This is a genomic window from Bradyrhizobium sp., assembly GCF_027451485.1.
Classification (GTDB): domain Bacteria; phylum Pseudomonadota; class Alphaproteobacteria; order Rhizobiales; family Xanthobacteraceae; genus Bradyrhizobium.
On record NZ_DAIDJE010000037.1, the window covers coordinates 1 to 13,285 of the forward strand.

Annotated in this window: 16 protein-coding genes; 7 read left to right on the forward strand and 9 right to left on the reverse strand. The window is 59.3% G+C overall.

Annotated elements, in window-relative coordinates; translation table 11 throughout:
• Nucleotides 1-234 precede the first annotated feature (234 nt).
• Nucleotides 235-516 carry a septal ring lytic transglycosylase RlpA family protein gene (locus NEZ08_RS04770; RefSeq protein ID WP_298104298.1) on the forward strand — a complete coding sequence of 94 codons (282 nt, stop codon included), beginning with the start codon at nt 235-237 and terminating at the stop codon, nt 514-516.
• 342 nt (nt 517-858) lie between these two features.
• Here NEZ08_RS04770 and NEZ08_RS04775 read toward each other — a convergent pair whose 3' ends face one another.
• A complete protein-coding gene (locus NEZ08_RS04775) occupies nt 859-1,044 on the reverse strand; it encodes a hypothetical protein (protein WP_298104263.1) in 186 nt (61 codons plus the stop codon).
• Nucleotides 1,045-1,413: 369 nt separating this feature from the next.
• Here NEZ08_RS04775 and NEZ08_RS04780 point away from each other — a divergent pair, with 369 nt between their 5' ends.
• Nucleotides 1,414-1,893 carry a hypothetical protein gene (locus tag NEZ08_RS04780; RefSeq protein ID WP_298104266.1) on the forward strand — a complete coding sequence of 160 codons (480 nt, stop codon included), beginning with the start codon at nt 1,414-1,416 and terminating at the stop codon, nt 1,891-1,893.
• Nucleotides 1,894-1,930: 37 nt separating this feature from the next.
• Here NEZ08_RS04780 and NEZ08_RS04785 read toward each other — a convergent pair whose 3' ends face one another.
• From NEZ08_RS04785 to NEZ08_RS04810, 6 genes are all read right to left on the reverse strand, one after another.
• Nucleotides 1,931-2,647 carry a substrate-binding domain-containing protein gene (locus NEZ08_RS04785; protein WP_298104268.1) on the reverse strand — a complete coding sequence of 239 codons (717 nt, stop codon included), beginning with the start codon at nt 2,645-2,647 and terminating at the stop codon, nt 1,931-1,933.
• A 129-nt stretch (nt 2,648-2,776) separates the two neighbouring features.
• Complete coding sequence (locus NEZ08_RS04790; protein WP_298104272.1) at nt 2,777-3,499, reverse strand: ABC transporter ATP-binding protein; 723 nt, start codon at nt 3,497-3,499, stop codon at nt 2,777-2,779.
• The gene (locus tag NEZ08_RS04795; protein ID WP_298104275.1) at nt 3,499-4,260 is read right to left on the reverse strand and encodes an ABC transporter ATP-binding protein; all 762 of its coding nucleotides are present in this window, start codon (nt 4,258-4,260) and stop codon (nt 3,499-3,501) included. The genes NEZ08_RS04790 and NEZ08_RS04795 overlap by 1 nt, the downstream gene beginning before the upstream one ends.
• A complete protein-coding gene (locus NEZ08_RS04800) occupies nt 4,257-5,090 on the reverse strand; it encodes a branched-chain amino acid ABC transporter permease (protein ID WP_298104278.1) in 834 nt (277 codons plus the stop codon). The genes NEZ08_RS04795 and NEZ08_RS04800 overlap by 4 nt, the downstream gene beginning before the upstream one ends.
• 2 nt (nt 5,091-5,092) lie before the next feature.
• Nucleotides 5,093-5,971 (reverse strand): branched-chain amino acid ABC transporter permease, encoded by an 879-nt coding sequence (locus tag NEZ08_RS04805; protein WP_298104281.1) that lies wholly within the window; start codon nt 5,969-5,971, stop codon nt 5,093-5,095.
• Nucleotides 5,972-6,124: 153 nt separating this feature from the next.
• Nucleotides 6,125-7,354 carry an ABC transporter substrate-binding protein gene (locus NEZ08_RS04810; RefSeq protein ID WP_298104283.1) on the reverse strand — a complete coding sequence of 410 codons (1,230 nt, stop codon included), beginning with the start codon at nt 7,352-7,354 and terminating at the stop codon, nt 6,125-6,127.
• 177 nt (nt 7,355-7,531) lie between these two features.
• On the opposite strand from NEZ08_RS04810, the gene NEZ08_RS04815 reads away from it, so the two are divergent.
• Genes NEZ08_RS04815 through NEZ08_RS04825 form a run of 3 tightly spaced genes read left to right on the forward strand, consistent with a single transcriptional unit; the run spans nt 7,532 to nt 10,873 of the window.
• On the forward strand, nt 7,532-8,128 hold the full coding sequence (locus tag NEZ08_RS04815; protein WP_298104285.1) for an amino acid synthesis family protein: 597 nt from the start codon (nt 7,532-7,534) through the stop codon (nt 8,126-8,128).
• A 55-nt stretch (nt 8,129-8,183) separates the two neighbouring features.
• The gene (locus NEZ08_RS04820) at nt 8,184-9,662 is read left to right on the forward strand and encodes a 4-hydroxyphenylacetate 3-hydroxylase family protein (protein WP_298104287.1); all 1,479 of its coding nucleotides are present in this window, start codon (nt 8,184-8,186) and stop codon (nt 9,660-9,662) included.
• A gap of 14 nt (nt 9,663-9,676) precedes the next feature.
• Nucleotides 9,677-10,873 carry an amidohydrolase family protein gene (locus NEZ08_RS04825; protein ID WP_298104289.1) on the forward strand — a complete coding sequence of 399 codons (1,197 nt, stop codon included), beginning with the start codon at nt 9,677-9,679 and terminating at the stop codon, nt 10,871-10,873.
• A gap of 25 nt (nt 10,874-10,898) precedes the next feature.
• Here NEZ08_RS04825 and NEZ08_RS04830 read toward each other — a convergent pair whose 3' ends face one another.
• Both NEZ08_RS04830 and NEZ08_RS04835 read right to left on the reverse strand, forming a co-directional pair.
• Nucleotides 10,899-11,279, reverse strand: a complete 381-nt coding sequence (locus NEZ08_RS04830) for a cupin (protein ID WP_298104290.1) — start codon at nt 11,277-11,279, stop codon at nt 10,899-10,901.
• A 35-nt stretch (nt 11,280-11,314) separates the two neighbouring features.
• Entirely contained in the window at nt 11,315-11,845 is a 531-nt protein-coding gene (locus NEZ08_RS04835) for a flavin reductase family protein (RefSeq protein WP_298104292.1), read from the reverse strand.
• 78 nt (nt 11,846-11,923) lie between these two features.
• Between NEZ08_RS04835 and NEZ08_RS04840 the strand changes: the two genes are divergently transcribed.
• On the forward strand, nt 11,924-12,601 hold the full coding sequence (locus NEZ08_RS04840) for a DUF2848 domain-containing protein (RefSeq protein ID WP_298104294.1): 678 nt from the start codon (nt 11,924-11,926) through the stop codon (nt 12,599-12,601).
• 86 nt (nt 12,602-12,687) lie between these two features.
• Nucleotides 12,688-13,285, forward strand: a 598-nt coding sequence (locus tag NEZ08_RS04845; RefSeq protein ID WP_298104296.1) for a MarR family winged helix-turn-helix transcriptional regulator, incomplete at its 3' end; no start/stop codon positions are given.

Genomic DNA, 13,285 nt, shown 5'->3' on the forward strand with positions numbered 1-13,285 from the left:
GTCTCGGCCGGTCGGGTCCGGAACGTCTTTCAACCGCTTGTCATCGTACTTGGGGCTGCATCGCTTGCGGCCTGCGCGCAGTCTACCGCGGTCCGAAATTCCGAATTTACTGGCCTGAGCCGGCACGCGTCATCGAACCACGATCGAACGGCATCATTCGTCACCAACAGGCATGTCGCATCCACGAGAAGGCATACGCCGTTTGCGCGGCCCAATGACGCGACGCCGACACAGATCGCCTCGCAGGGAGTTGCCAGCTTCTACACAGAGGGGCAACAGACCGCGAGCGGCGAAAAGTTCGATACGCACGATTTGACCGCCGCTCATCCTACGTTGCCGTTTGGCACCCGGCTGCGGGTAACGAACGTCGTGACTGGGCGATCGGTGACAGTACGGGTCAATGATCGCGGTCCGTACGTTCCAGGACGAGTTGTTGATGTCTCACATTCCGCGGCCGAGGCGCTTGGGATGGTTGAAAGTGGGATCGCAAAGGTGAAACTCGACGTTGTTCAATGATTAGGGAAGTGGTCTTGGGAAACCGAATGTTCGGTGCCTTCAATGGTGATGTCGTGGCCGCGTTCCCGCACGCAAGGCATTCCTCTCTTTCCTCGGAATAGGCGGCGCGCAGAAGTGGCCCGACCCAAGCAGATCTCTTGGTGCCAAGGACGGATGACGAACTTGGATATTTGGGTTTGCGAGGCATGCAATCAGAAAACCGACCTGACCGCTGAGCCGTTCAAATTAGCTCTGGTGAGAGACTTGAACGCAGCGCTGCAAATCGATCTGCAGGAGAAGGAAAAGGGAGAGACAATGACGTGGTTGGCTTAGCCGTTCGGCCGTGACGGAAATTGACGAAAATCAGCGCTGGTGGCCTAAGCCGATCCCGAGCTTTAAAGCCTTCTGCCTCAGAGAGCCGACCGAGCGCTTCATCTGCTTTGATATCTTTGATACCGGTGTTCGCGCCTTTGAGTGCTGCTTCAGGGCTTTGATGTCGGCTGACGTATATGGTTTGCGAGCAAGCTTTTTCTTTGTCGCCTTTGCCACGTTGTGACTCCTGTGAGTGAAACCACGGCAGATAGCACACCTGACCTAAGCATCAAATGGCCGAACTCCGCGCGCCGAATTGGTGAAAGCGGTCAAACGCCGTCCGGAACTGCCCCTTTGTGTCATGAAGAACTGCCCCCACCATCGGGATTATGATTTCGGTCGAAGATTGTTTCCGCCGGTGACGGGCCGGAGGGAGGCGGGGCCGACCGGAGGGCCGTCACCGGCGGTCGGCGTCTTGATGAGGCAGCTCTTGCGCTTGGCGCGGAGCCGGCGCTGTCGCCGCGGATCGTCAGCACGTGCCCCCATCGATTTGATCTGCGGTTGGAAAAACTATATCGAGTAGGAGTTTATCGGAGAGCCCAAGGATTGATCGAGGTCAAACTGACGATCGTTCAGATGCACGTTGAAGAGAAAGCGCGCGAGTGGAAATCGGGGCCCGTGAGCGGACGGCAGCATGGCTTCCAGCTGCGCCGACTTGCGGAACATTGGGCGCAATCGCAGCTGGGCGAAGGTTTCACGCTGTCTCAGGAATTCGACGGTGGTGCCGCAACCAGCAGCTTGCTGTTCAAGCATGAAGAAGCAGAGACGTTCGTGAGGCTATTGATTTTCGGGCCGTACAAGGATGTCGACGAATACTCCGCTCGTCTCAACTCGTTTATGGCCCAATTGGTTAGCACTGCTGCTGCCGCCGACAAAGTGATCGGGCTTGTGCCGTATCCAAGTCGCGAGTACTGGAATTACCTCGATCTTCAGGCTGTGAGTTGCTCAAACATAGAAATATTCGTCGTGCATTTTGCAAAGGACGTCTTTGAGCCGATAAAACTGGAGCGGGCGGCAAGCAGGTAAACTGTCAATCGCGGCGAGTAACGTCGAAAACCCCTATTTAAACCGGATCCATTCCCTTCGACTTGAGTACCGCTGCGGCGACTGGACTGGCCATAAATTCGATCAACGATTCGGCGGCCCGTGGAATTCGACAATTAGATCCCATACCGGCAGAGAAGATCATTCTGCTGTTGAGATCTCCGGGTAGAGGCCCTACCACTCGCGTCCCTGGAACGACGGCGATTTCGCAAGCCTGCGCCACGCCGATCTCCACTTGGCCTCCGGCGACGAGTTCGCCGGCTTGGGCGTTTGGGACCAAAACCGTCTTGGCTTTCATTTGATCGGAAATGCCGAGACGATCGAGAACTCCAGCGAAGTAGACGCCGCTGGCGCCGCCCTTCGCAGGATCGGCGTAGGAGATCGACTTGGCAGCGAGAAGCGTTTCCTTCAGCTTTTCCTGCGTCGAGATGTCGGGCAGACGCGCGCCAGCGCGGATGCCCACGGCGACGTAAGATATCCCGATATTGACGATGCTGCCGCTGATAAGCTTACGCTGGGCCTCCAGTTTGTTCAGAATCTGACGCGATAGGATAATCACATCGGCCGTATCGCCGTTGTCTATGCGTTTCTTCAACTCGCCGATCGTATTGTAGATAATCATCAAACGGTTGCCGCTCTTCTCGTATGAGGGAACGAGTTCATCAAGCGCAGGGGTGAGTGCAACCGTGCTTAAGACGGTTACTTCACCGATGTGCATGCGGTTCGTCGAAGTCATGTGAGCAAGGAACCACCGAAAAAGCCATGGCGGGTGTTGCCTGAAGTAGCTCGCACTATGATTTACCTCATGCGCGGCTCATTCTTCCCGAACGTTTCGCGGAACGGCAGATATAATGTGAGCAGGCCGTCATCGGTGCACAGCAGCGGTGCGGCTGCCCAGGAAAGTTTCCGAAACCACGGGATCATCAATCAGGCCCTTTGCCGGGCCAGTCGTGATCACGCAGCCGGTCTCCAACAGATAGGCGCGATCCGCGATCTGCAGCGTCTGACGCGCTTTTTGCTCGACCAAGAGGACGGTCAGGCCGTCGCGCCGGAGGTCCTCAATCATTGCAAACACCGTGTCGGTCATTCTCGGCGAAAGTCCGAGTGAAGGCTCGTCGAGCAGCAAGAGTTTTGGCTTCGAAAGCAGCGCGCGGCCTATCGCAAGCAACTGCTGCTCGCCGCCGCTCATCAGGCTCGCTAGCAGATGGCCGCGCTGGGCGAGGATCGGAAACCTTTGGTGGATTACTGCGAGATCCAGTTTGGCTTGCGCCTTATCGTTGCGCGTATAGAGGCCCATCAGGAGATTTTCCTGGACCGTCATTGTGCCAAGGATGCCGCGTCCCTCCGGCACCAGCGCGATCCCCAGGCGGAGATTGCGCTCGGCCGCGTTGGGTTTTAGCCTTACGTCTTCAAATAAGATCTCGCCGCTATACGACAGCAGGCCGGCGATGGCGCGCGCGACCGTGGTCTTGCCAGCGCCATTGGAGCCGATCAGCGCGACGATCTCCCCTTGCTCGATGTCAAGATCGATACCGCGTACCGCCTGAATGGCGCCGTAGCCAACGACGAGGTCGCGAACCCTCAGCATTATGCCGCCCTTCCAAGATAGGCGTCCAGCACAGCTGGATTTGCCCTGATTTCAGCGGGCCTGCCGTGCGCAATCAATATACCAAAGTCGAGAACATAAAGCTCATCGCAGAGGTTCATGACGAAAGCCATGTCGTGTTCGATCAGGAGGATGCTGAGGCCGCCCTGGCGGAGCCGTAGCACCAGGGCCCGGATAGCCTCGGCCTCATCGTGATTCATTCCGGCGACCGGCTCGTCCAGCAGCAAGAGCCTGGGCCGCGCCGTCACCGCGCGCGCCATCTCGACCCTGCGCTGCAGGCCGTACGGCAGCGTCCGCGCCGGGCGGTTACGAACATTGCCGAGAGCGAAGAACTCCAGCACCTCCTCGGCGCGCTCGATCGTCTTTCGGTTGGAAAAGCGCATCGGCAGCAGCCTGCGAACGGCCAAACCTGAATGCGGTTGCGCCACAAGCAAATGCTCCCAGACGGTCATGTCGGAAAACAGTCTGATATTCTGGAATGTACGCATGATCCCGGCACGCGCGATTTTGTGCGGCGGCTCCGAGGTAACGGCTTGGCCGTCCAGCAGCACCGTGCCTGAGGAGGCGCGATAGGCGCCCGTGATGACGTTGAAAGTCGTCGTCTTGCCGGCGCCGTTCGGTCCAATCAGACCGATGATCTGACCGGGCATCACATCAAGCGAAAGATCAGTCAGGGCATGTACGCCGCCGAAAGCCTTGGTGATGCGGTCAAGCCTGAGGCGAGGGGGCAATGTCGTGTTCATGCCCGCGATCCCCGCCAGGCGAAGCGCAACAGCGCACGATCGAGAAGACCCTGGCGCCGAACCAGCAGCATTGCGATCAGCAGCGCGCCGAAGGCGGCAAAGCGCCATTCGGCGAGGAAGCGAAGATATTCCGGAAGGATCACCAGCATCACGGCTCCGGCAAGCGCGCCCGACGCAACGGTCGAGCCGCCGAGGATCACGGCAAGCACCAGATCGACCGAGCGCTCAAACGAGAAGTTCCCGGGCTCAATGTAGACGTGATGATGCGCGAACAGACCGCCGGCGATCGCCGCGACCGCGGCGCCGCAGCCGAAAGCGCCGACCTTGATCTCGGTTGCGTTGAGGCCGACGAGGCCGGCTGCGGTCTCGTCATCGCGGACCGCGCGGATTTCGAGCCAAATCGGCGAGGCCTCGATCAGCATGACCAGGACGAGTACGCTAACCGCCCAGGTCCAAATATAACCGGTCGAGATATGGTGCATACCATGGAAGCCTTCGGGGCCGCCCATTGCGGCGAAATTCAGCAAGAAGCTGCGTACTACCTCGCCGAACCCGAGCGTCGCCATCGCGAGATAGATGCCTTTCAAGCGAAGCGCGGGAAAGCCGACTGCAACGCCGATTGCACCGGACACGAGCGCCGCAATCACGAGCGCCACTGTGATCGGGAGGCCCGCCTCGACCGTCAGCCAGGATGTAATATAGGCTCCGATCCCCATGAAGCCGGCATTGCCAAGTGAAAGTTGCCCCGTGGCTAAAATGATGTACACGCTGAGCGCGCCCAACAGGAGAATGCCGATATCCGAGAGAATACCAGCATAATACATCGACATGGTCAGACCCTCTGGCTTTGATCGCCGCGACCGCTGCCAAGCAATCCTTGTGGTCGCAGCAGCAGGATCAGAATCATGAGTCCATAGACCACGAAATCGCGAATCTGCGAGCCAACATAGGCGACCGTCATCACTTCCACGATTCCGATCAGGGGACCTGCGATGAGCGAGCCCCATATGCGCGTGGTGCCGCCGATGACCATCACCGCGATCGCCTTGAGGCCAACCTCGACGCCGATATACGGCGTGATCGCTGCATAGTGCACGCCGATCAGAACGCCGGCAGCCCCGGCGAGCGAACCGGACAACATGAAAGCGATAAGCGTGATGCGACCAGCCGGGACGCCAAGTAGCCGGGCGACGTCGCGATTCTCGGCAACGGCGCGGAGCGCGCGGCCGATTGAGGTCTGCTGCACCAGAAACGCCAGCGAGGCCACGAGCAGAACCGTCACGCTCAACACCACCAATTGGATTGCGCTGATGCTGGCGGGGCCGATGTTGAATCGCCCACTCAAGACTTCGTCCGAAAGTTGAAGCGGGTCGGAACCCCAGACGTTCGTTGCCACATTCTGCAGAATAATTGAGAACCCAAGCGTCGACAGCATCGGCGTCACCACGGGCGCTCCGCGGAACGGCTGATACCCGATCCGTTCGACGATCGCCGCTACCAGCGCAGCACCGGCCATTCCTGCGACCAGCGCGACGGGCAGCGGCAGTCGCGCCAATAGTATCGCGAAACCGAAATAGCCGCCGAGCATGAACAGCTCGGCGATCGCGAGGTTGAGAACGCCGAGTACTCCCATGACCAGTGAGAAGGAAAGCGCGATCAGCGTGTAGACCGCGCCAAGCGTTAGACCATTCACCAACTGCTGGATCAGCACGAATGCGTCCCAAAAAGAGATAGGGCTTGTGGGGGTGGCGTTGCTTCTAGTCTTCGGCACGCCCGGCCCTGCGCCGGGCATCTATTTGGAGATTCCATGAAAGAAGGGCGTGACCGGCCAGGACAGGCCTAGCCATGACGATCTTTCATGAATTCAGCAGCCGTGCTTGCCATCCGGCGCGCTGCACCCGCGGACTTTCGATTCCCACGCACCGTTCTGGCCCTGCACGATGTAGAATGCCTTGATTGCATCGCCATCCTGGTTGAAAGCGATCGGGCCGCCGAGGCCGGGGAAGCCCGAAAGCTTTGTCATGTAGTCGCGAATTTTCGTGCGGTCGGCTTCGAGGTCCTCCGGCTTACCTGTAACGCCGGCTTTCTTGATCGCATCGATATAGATGCTGCCGATTTCGTAGATATTGGCGTCGTACATTGAGGGTTCGATCTCGGCTGGCAGGCCGGATATCTTGTGCAACAGCGGCGTCAGTTCCTTAACAAACGTCTGCGGCTTGTCGCCGGGCATGCTGGCATAGAAGGTCGCGGGTGCCACGATCGGAATCTCGGGCGCGGCTTTCAGGATAGCGGACGAAATCAGCTGTGTTGAGCCGACAACCGGCTTGATCACGCCCTGACGCTTCATTTCGCGAATCACAGTGACGGCCTGGCTGTAGTCGGCGCTGACGACGACGCCGTCAGGATTAAGCGCCTTGATCTTGGTCACCTGCGCGCTGACGTCGAGGTCGCCGGTGTTGAAGGACAGCGGATCGTTGGCGTTGAGAACCTCAATGCCGTTTTCTTTCATCAGACCGGGCATGATCTTACTGCCGACCGTGGCGGCCGTTGCGTCCTTCGCGTCGAAGATGATCGCCACGCTCTTGATGTTGAAGGCCTTCTTGTAATACGGCACTGTGGCGCGGCCGAGCACACTTTCGTCAATGGTATTTCGGAACGCCCAGGGGCGGTTGTTCTTGGCTACGCCGGGCTTTGACGAAGCCTGCGATGTCGCAACGACTTTCATTTCGTTGGCGACCGGGAAGGTGACCTCCGCCGCGCTCGAGGTCAGCGGGCCGGCCACCGCGAGCACGTGATCGTCGCCGGCGAGTTTGCGAAGATCGTTGGTCGCCTGCGCCGGCTTGGTAGCGTCATCGAGGATCACGATACGTAACTTGGCGCCGTTGACACCACCAGCATCGTTGACCTGTTTCTCCAGCATTTGCAGTGTCGCAGTATTGGTGCGGCCCCATTCGGCGAATGGGCCACTCGACGGCACAATGGCGCCCAGTACGATCTCGGCGCTCGCCGCGTGAACGGGGCCGCTTGCGATGATTCCCGACAGGGCCGCCGCGAGCCCCGCCGCACCGAGCACCTTGGTCAAACTGGACGTCATGCGGAAACCTCCCTGTTCGTCGCGTTTCTTTCCTGCGATCCTTGTGCCAATCGAGAAGTATGCCCAAGCAGACTCCTAGGCCTCGCTTGCGTGAAGCTTAGCATCAGAAAGCGAGCTTGAAAAGCTTCGTGAGTTATGTAACTGTGGAAGATAGTTTTGCGATCGGGAGGGGCGACGATGACCGAATTGGACGCCGACACCATGCGAATCAAGCGTCTACTGACGTTTATTGACGAGATTCGATCGGCAGACGCGCGCGAGACGGTGCCGCCGCTGCGCAAGGCGGCGGCGGTTGCGATCATCGACAATCCCTTTGCCGGTCGTTTCGTGCACGATCTGTCGCCGCTGACGCAAGCGAGCGAGGCGATCGGGCGCGAAATCTGCTCAATCGCTGTGCGACTGTTGGCGCCGGACCGGGCAGTGAGCTATGGCAAGGCCGCGGTGGTTGGTATCAATGGCGAGCAGGAGCATGGCAACGCCATGCTTACCACCGTATTTGGCAATGTGATGCGTGAGGCGGTCGGCGGCGGCAAGGCATGGATTTCGTCGATGACCAAGCGCGCATCGCCGGGCGCGATGATCGACATTCCCCTGGCGCACAAGGATGCGCTTTACGTGCGTTCGCATTACGATGGCATGACCTTGACACTGCCGGATGCGCCGCAGCCGAACGAGATCGCGATTATCGCTGTTTACGCCACGCGCGGCCGGCCAAATCATCGGGTTGGCGGCCTGTCTGACGCTGACATCAAAGGTCAGGATGGACTGACTTAATCGTTTTGCCGGTCCCCGGCCAGACTAACAACCAAAGTATCTGGTGGAGCGAAACATGACGGTTGCAAAGACGGGTGCCGAGCACATCGCATCCTTGCGGGACGGGCGCACGGTCTACATCGATGGTACTTTGGTAGAGGATGTCACGGCGCATCCCGCGTTCCGTAACGTAGTGCAGTCCTCGGCCGCGCTCTACGACTTTCAGGCGAAACCAGAAAATATCGAATTGATGACCTTCATGCCCGAAGGTTCCAACCGCCGCGTCAACCGCGCCTGGCAGATGCCGAGGAGCTACGAGGAAATGGTGACGCGGCGTAAGGCGCTGCAGGCCTGGTCGCGCGTACATTTCGGCTTCATGGGCCGCTCGCCGGATCATGTCGCGTCCGCCTTGATCGGCCAGCGCATGGGCATTGAGGTTTTCCGAAAGCATGGGCCGCAGCGGGCCAAGGCGCTCGAAGATTATGTCGATTACGCCACGAAGACTGACCTGTTTCTCACCTATGTGATCATCAATCCACAAGCCGAACGCGCCAAGAACTGGGGCGATCAGGTGCCGGACCTTGTCGCGCGCATCGTCGATGAAGACTCGAGCGGCATCACGATCCGCGGCGCGAAGATGCTCGGAACGTCCTCGATCATGGCCAATGAGGTGCTGGTCGCCAACTTGCAGCCGCTGAAACCAGGCGAAGAAGACCTTGCCTTTTCCTGCGCGCTGCCGATGAATGCCAAGGGCATCCGCGTGCTGTCGCGCAAGTCCTATGAAGCCGCGGCGGTATCTGTCTTCGACAATCCGCTCTCGTCGCGTTTCGATGAGAACGATGCGCTAATCTATTTCGATGACGTCAAGGTGCCTTGGGACCGCTTGTTCGTCTACCGCGACACCGACGTCTGTCGGCAGCAGTTCCACGATACCTGGGGCCACTCGTACCAGAACTATCAGGCGCAAATACGTCTATCGGTGAAGCTCCGTTTTCTCGCCGGTCTCGCCCGCCGGCTGACCGAGGCGATCGGCACCACCAATATTCCGTCCGTTGGCGAGAAGCTCGGCTACATGGCCGCGCAGGCCGCGATGGTGGAAGCGATGCTGTCGGGCATGGAAGCGAGTGGCTCCAAGGCCGGCGAATATTGGGTGCCCAACAAGCACTTCATGTATTCGGCGCAGGTGCTGACGCAGGATCTCTATCCGCAGTTCATCAATGCGATCCGCGAACTGTCTGGTGGCGCGATGATCATGCTGCCGTCCTCGATCAAGGATTTTAGCGATCCCATGCTCAACAAAATCATCCACACCACCCAGCGTGCTGCGAATCTAGAGCCGGAGGACAAGGTGAAATTCCTCAAAGCCTGTTGGGACGCAGTGGGTTCCGAATTCGGTTCTCGTCACCAGCAATACGAGATGTTCTATGCGGGGGCGCGTTTTGTCACGGCAGGCCACAGTTTCCGCACCTACGACTGGAACGGCGCAACCGCGATGGTCGAAAACCTGATGGCCTCGTACAGTCTCAGCGACGAACTTGACGAGGTGAAACACTAGGCGGGGAGGTTAGTATGAGAGTCGCAATCACCAATCTCGGAACAATTGTTTCCGGCGACTGGCGCTCCCCTTTCATTCACGGCGACACGGTTGTGGCGCATGACGGAAAGATTGTTAGCGCCGGGACGGCAGATGTTTCCGTTGTCGAGGCCTGTGATGTGGTGATCGACGCCGGCGGCATGACTGCGATTCCGGGCCTGATCGACTCTCACGTGCACATTACGTTCGGCGACTACACGCCGCGGCAGCGCACGGTCGGCTATCTCGAAAGCTATCTGCACGGTGGCGTGACTACGTCGATCTCGGCTTCCGAAGTGCATGTGCCGGGCCGGCCCCGCGACGCGGAGGGCGTTAAGGCGCTGGCGATCGCGGCGCAGCGCTGCTTTGCTGACTATCGCCCCGGCGGTATGCGCGTGATTGCCGGCTCTGTCATTCTCGAGCCGGGCCTCAAGGACGAAGATTTCGTCGAACTCGCCAAGAAAGGCGTCGGCCTCGCCAAGGCGGGTTTTGGCGCGGTGAAGACAGCGTATGATTACGTGCCGCTTGTGGCCGGCGCCAAGGCGGCCGGTCTAATCACCACCTGCCATACCGGCGGATCATCGATTCCCGGTTCCGGCGCGATCACTGGCGATCATCTTCTGAAGATGCACCCGCATGTCTCGTTCCATATCAATGGTGGGCCGACGGCCATGCCGGATCGCGATTTCGAGCGCGTTATCCGGGAGAGTGAGATCGCACTTCAGGTCTGCACAGCGGGCAATCTGCGAACGACGCTTTTGTGTGGCAAGCTTGCGCTGGAGTTGAACGCGTTCGACCGCTTCATCATCGCGACCGACACGCCGACCGGCAGCGGCGTCATGCCGCTCGGCATTCTCTACACTTTGGCGCATCTTGCGAGCCTCACGAGCATGACGCCGGAACAGGCGATATGCGCCGCGAGCGGCAACAACGCGCGAGTCTATCGGCTCGACAGTGGTTTCCTGAAAGCGGGCCATGCCGCCGATATCGTATTGCTCGATGCGCCGGATGGCGGCACGCAAGGCACGGCACTTGATGCGATCAAGAATGGCGACATTGCCGCGATTGGCGCGGTCGTCAGTGCAGGCGTGCCGCGCTTCATCGGGCGCAGCCGCAATACGCCGGCGACGACTCGCAAGGCGCGGGTTGTCAAGTCAGCCGTGATGCAAGACTTTTCGGCCGCGGCGCACTAAGAGTGCGCCGCGTGGATCAGCCCCGTCAGGCTGGATCAAAATAGTGTATTTCGAATAGCAGGCAGCCCTTCTCGGATTTGAACGGGCCGTGCCAGGCGCCGGGCGGCCGTGAGGCGTAGGTGTTGGGCGCGAAGGATTCTCCGCCCTTGCCTTGCTCGTCGTTGCCGACCGTGAGATCGCCCGAGATCAGGTAAACCTCCTCCCAGTATTCGTGCACGAACGGCTTGGTCGTGAAAACGCCGGGATCGAAACGCAACAGGCGCGAACGCGAACCTTTCTTGTTCTTTTCGTCAAGCGCGCCGGAGAGGATCTTCTGCTGAATACCGTTGGGATAGCCGGCCGGCGTCTCCCAACCGCTAGACATATCGAGCGCATGAAATTCCTTGTGTTCCTTGTTGATTGCCATAACAATCATTCCTTTCGTTGAAATCGTAGAAACTCTCACCAGCCGTGCAGAAGCTCGACTTCAGGCGGTGGCGTGTGGGCGCTCGCACTGCTCGCAAGCTGGCGATAGCGGCCTTCGAAGAATACGAGCGGCCGCTGATATGTGAAGGCGTGCTCGTGCAGGGCCTCGACGCGGCCGACGAATATCTCGTGGTCGCCTCCATCGTAGCGGGCGTAGTTTTCGCACTCGAATACCACGCCGGCGTTCGGCAGCATGGGCGTGCCGTTTTTCCCTATGAGGGTCGCCAGCCCCTCCCATTTGTTGGCGCTCGGGCGCGCGAACTGGTTGGACACTTGTTCCTGATCCTCATTGAGGATATTGACGGCGTAGCGCGAAACTGACTGCCACGCTGCAAAGCTGAGCGCCCTTCGGTGAATGCTGAAAAGGATCAGCGGCGGTTCGAGCGAGACAGAGTTGAAGGAGCTCATGGTCATCCCGACCAGCTCGCCGGATGGCGTGCGGGCCGTGACCACGACCACGCCAGTCGGAAACTTGCCAAGAGCATTGCGGAATTTGAGGGGATCCATGCTGGTCTCCAGAACAGCCTTGGGTTATATACTCCATAAATTAGCTAGTTTACAAAGTATTTTGGAGAGAAGAAGGTCATGCTCGAATTTCAGCTCGCACCGCGGCAGGGTACGACCGAGCGCATCGGCTTCGAGGTCATAAACCTGATCGTTGCCGGTTGGACCGGCCGTGATGAAACGGCGCTGCGCCACCATATCGAGGAGCTTGCCGCCATCGGCGTGCCGCGGCCGTCCTCCGTTCCAGTATTCTATCGCAACAGTGCGCTCAACGTAACGCAGGTGACGCGCCTTCAGGTGCTCGGCCCGGACACCTCCGGCGAGGCCGAGCCGATCGTTATCGCGCATGGCGGGCAGCTGTGGCTGACAGTCGGATCGGACCACACCGACCGCAGGGCCGAAACGATGGGGATTGCGCTCTCAAAGCAGCTTTGCGGCAAGCCCGTCAGCCGCGGACTATGGCTGCTCGATGATGTCGTCGAACATTGGGATGAGTTGCAGCTGCGTGCGTTTGCCACCATTGACGGCCGACGCGTCGCGTATCAGGACGGCACGCTCGCCGGCATGCGTACACCCTCCGATTTGATCGCTCGATTCGGTCACTCGCTCTCGCAGGGCACCATGATGTTCTGCGGTACACTGGCGGCGATCGGCGGGATCCGCCCGGCGACCAGGTTCGAAGTGGAGCTTGCGGATCCCGTGCTCAATCGCGTGTTGCGGCACATCTATGATATTGACATCCTGCCGGTGGTTACTTGATCCATCGCATAGATTTACAGGCTGATTCTCGTCAGAGTTCAAAGTCAGTCGAGATATTGGTCCAGACGGTTACCCGGAGAATGCAGGTGTCGCGCCAAAAAGCCAAAGGTGAGCGGGGGCATCTGCCGCGCCGAGCCGAGCCGAGCAATGCGCGTGGCGGCATGCCGCTGACCACTACCCGGCCCGAGCTGCTGAACAACGGCTCCGACCGCGATTTCCGCAGGTTGGTTCACAATATCTTCGCATTTATGGCCCGCCATGAATCGATCCGAGACGGTCATGCGCGGCAGATTGGGCTTGCGGGTATCGAATATACGATCCTTATTTCGATTGGTCACCTCGGTCTAGATGGTGACGTCAACGTTAAGACGATCGCCGATCACTTGCATATGAGCGGCGCATTCGTCACCACCGTAACCAGTAAGCTCCAAACGCTGGGACTCGTAGAGAAGACTCAGGACAGCACCGACCGGAGGCGGATATCGTTGGCCATCACGGAGAACGGCAAGGCGCTGCTTCGCAAGCTTGCGCCCTATCAGCGTGAGATCAACGATGTCGAATTTGGCCCGCTCAGCCGCGAGGATTTCCAGACAATTTCCCGCATTCTGGAAGCGTTGATCGATTCGAGCGACAAGGCTTTTGCGCTGCAACGCTACAAGTCCTCAATCAAGGAGGCTACGACGG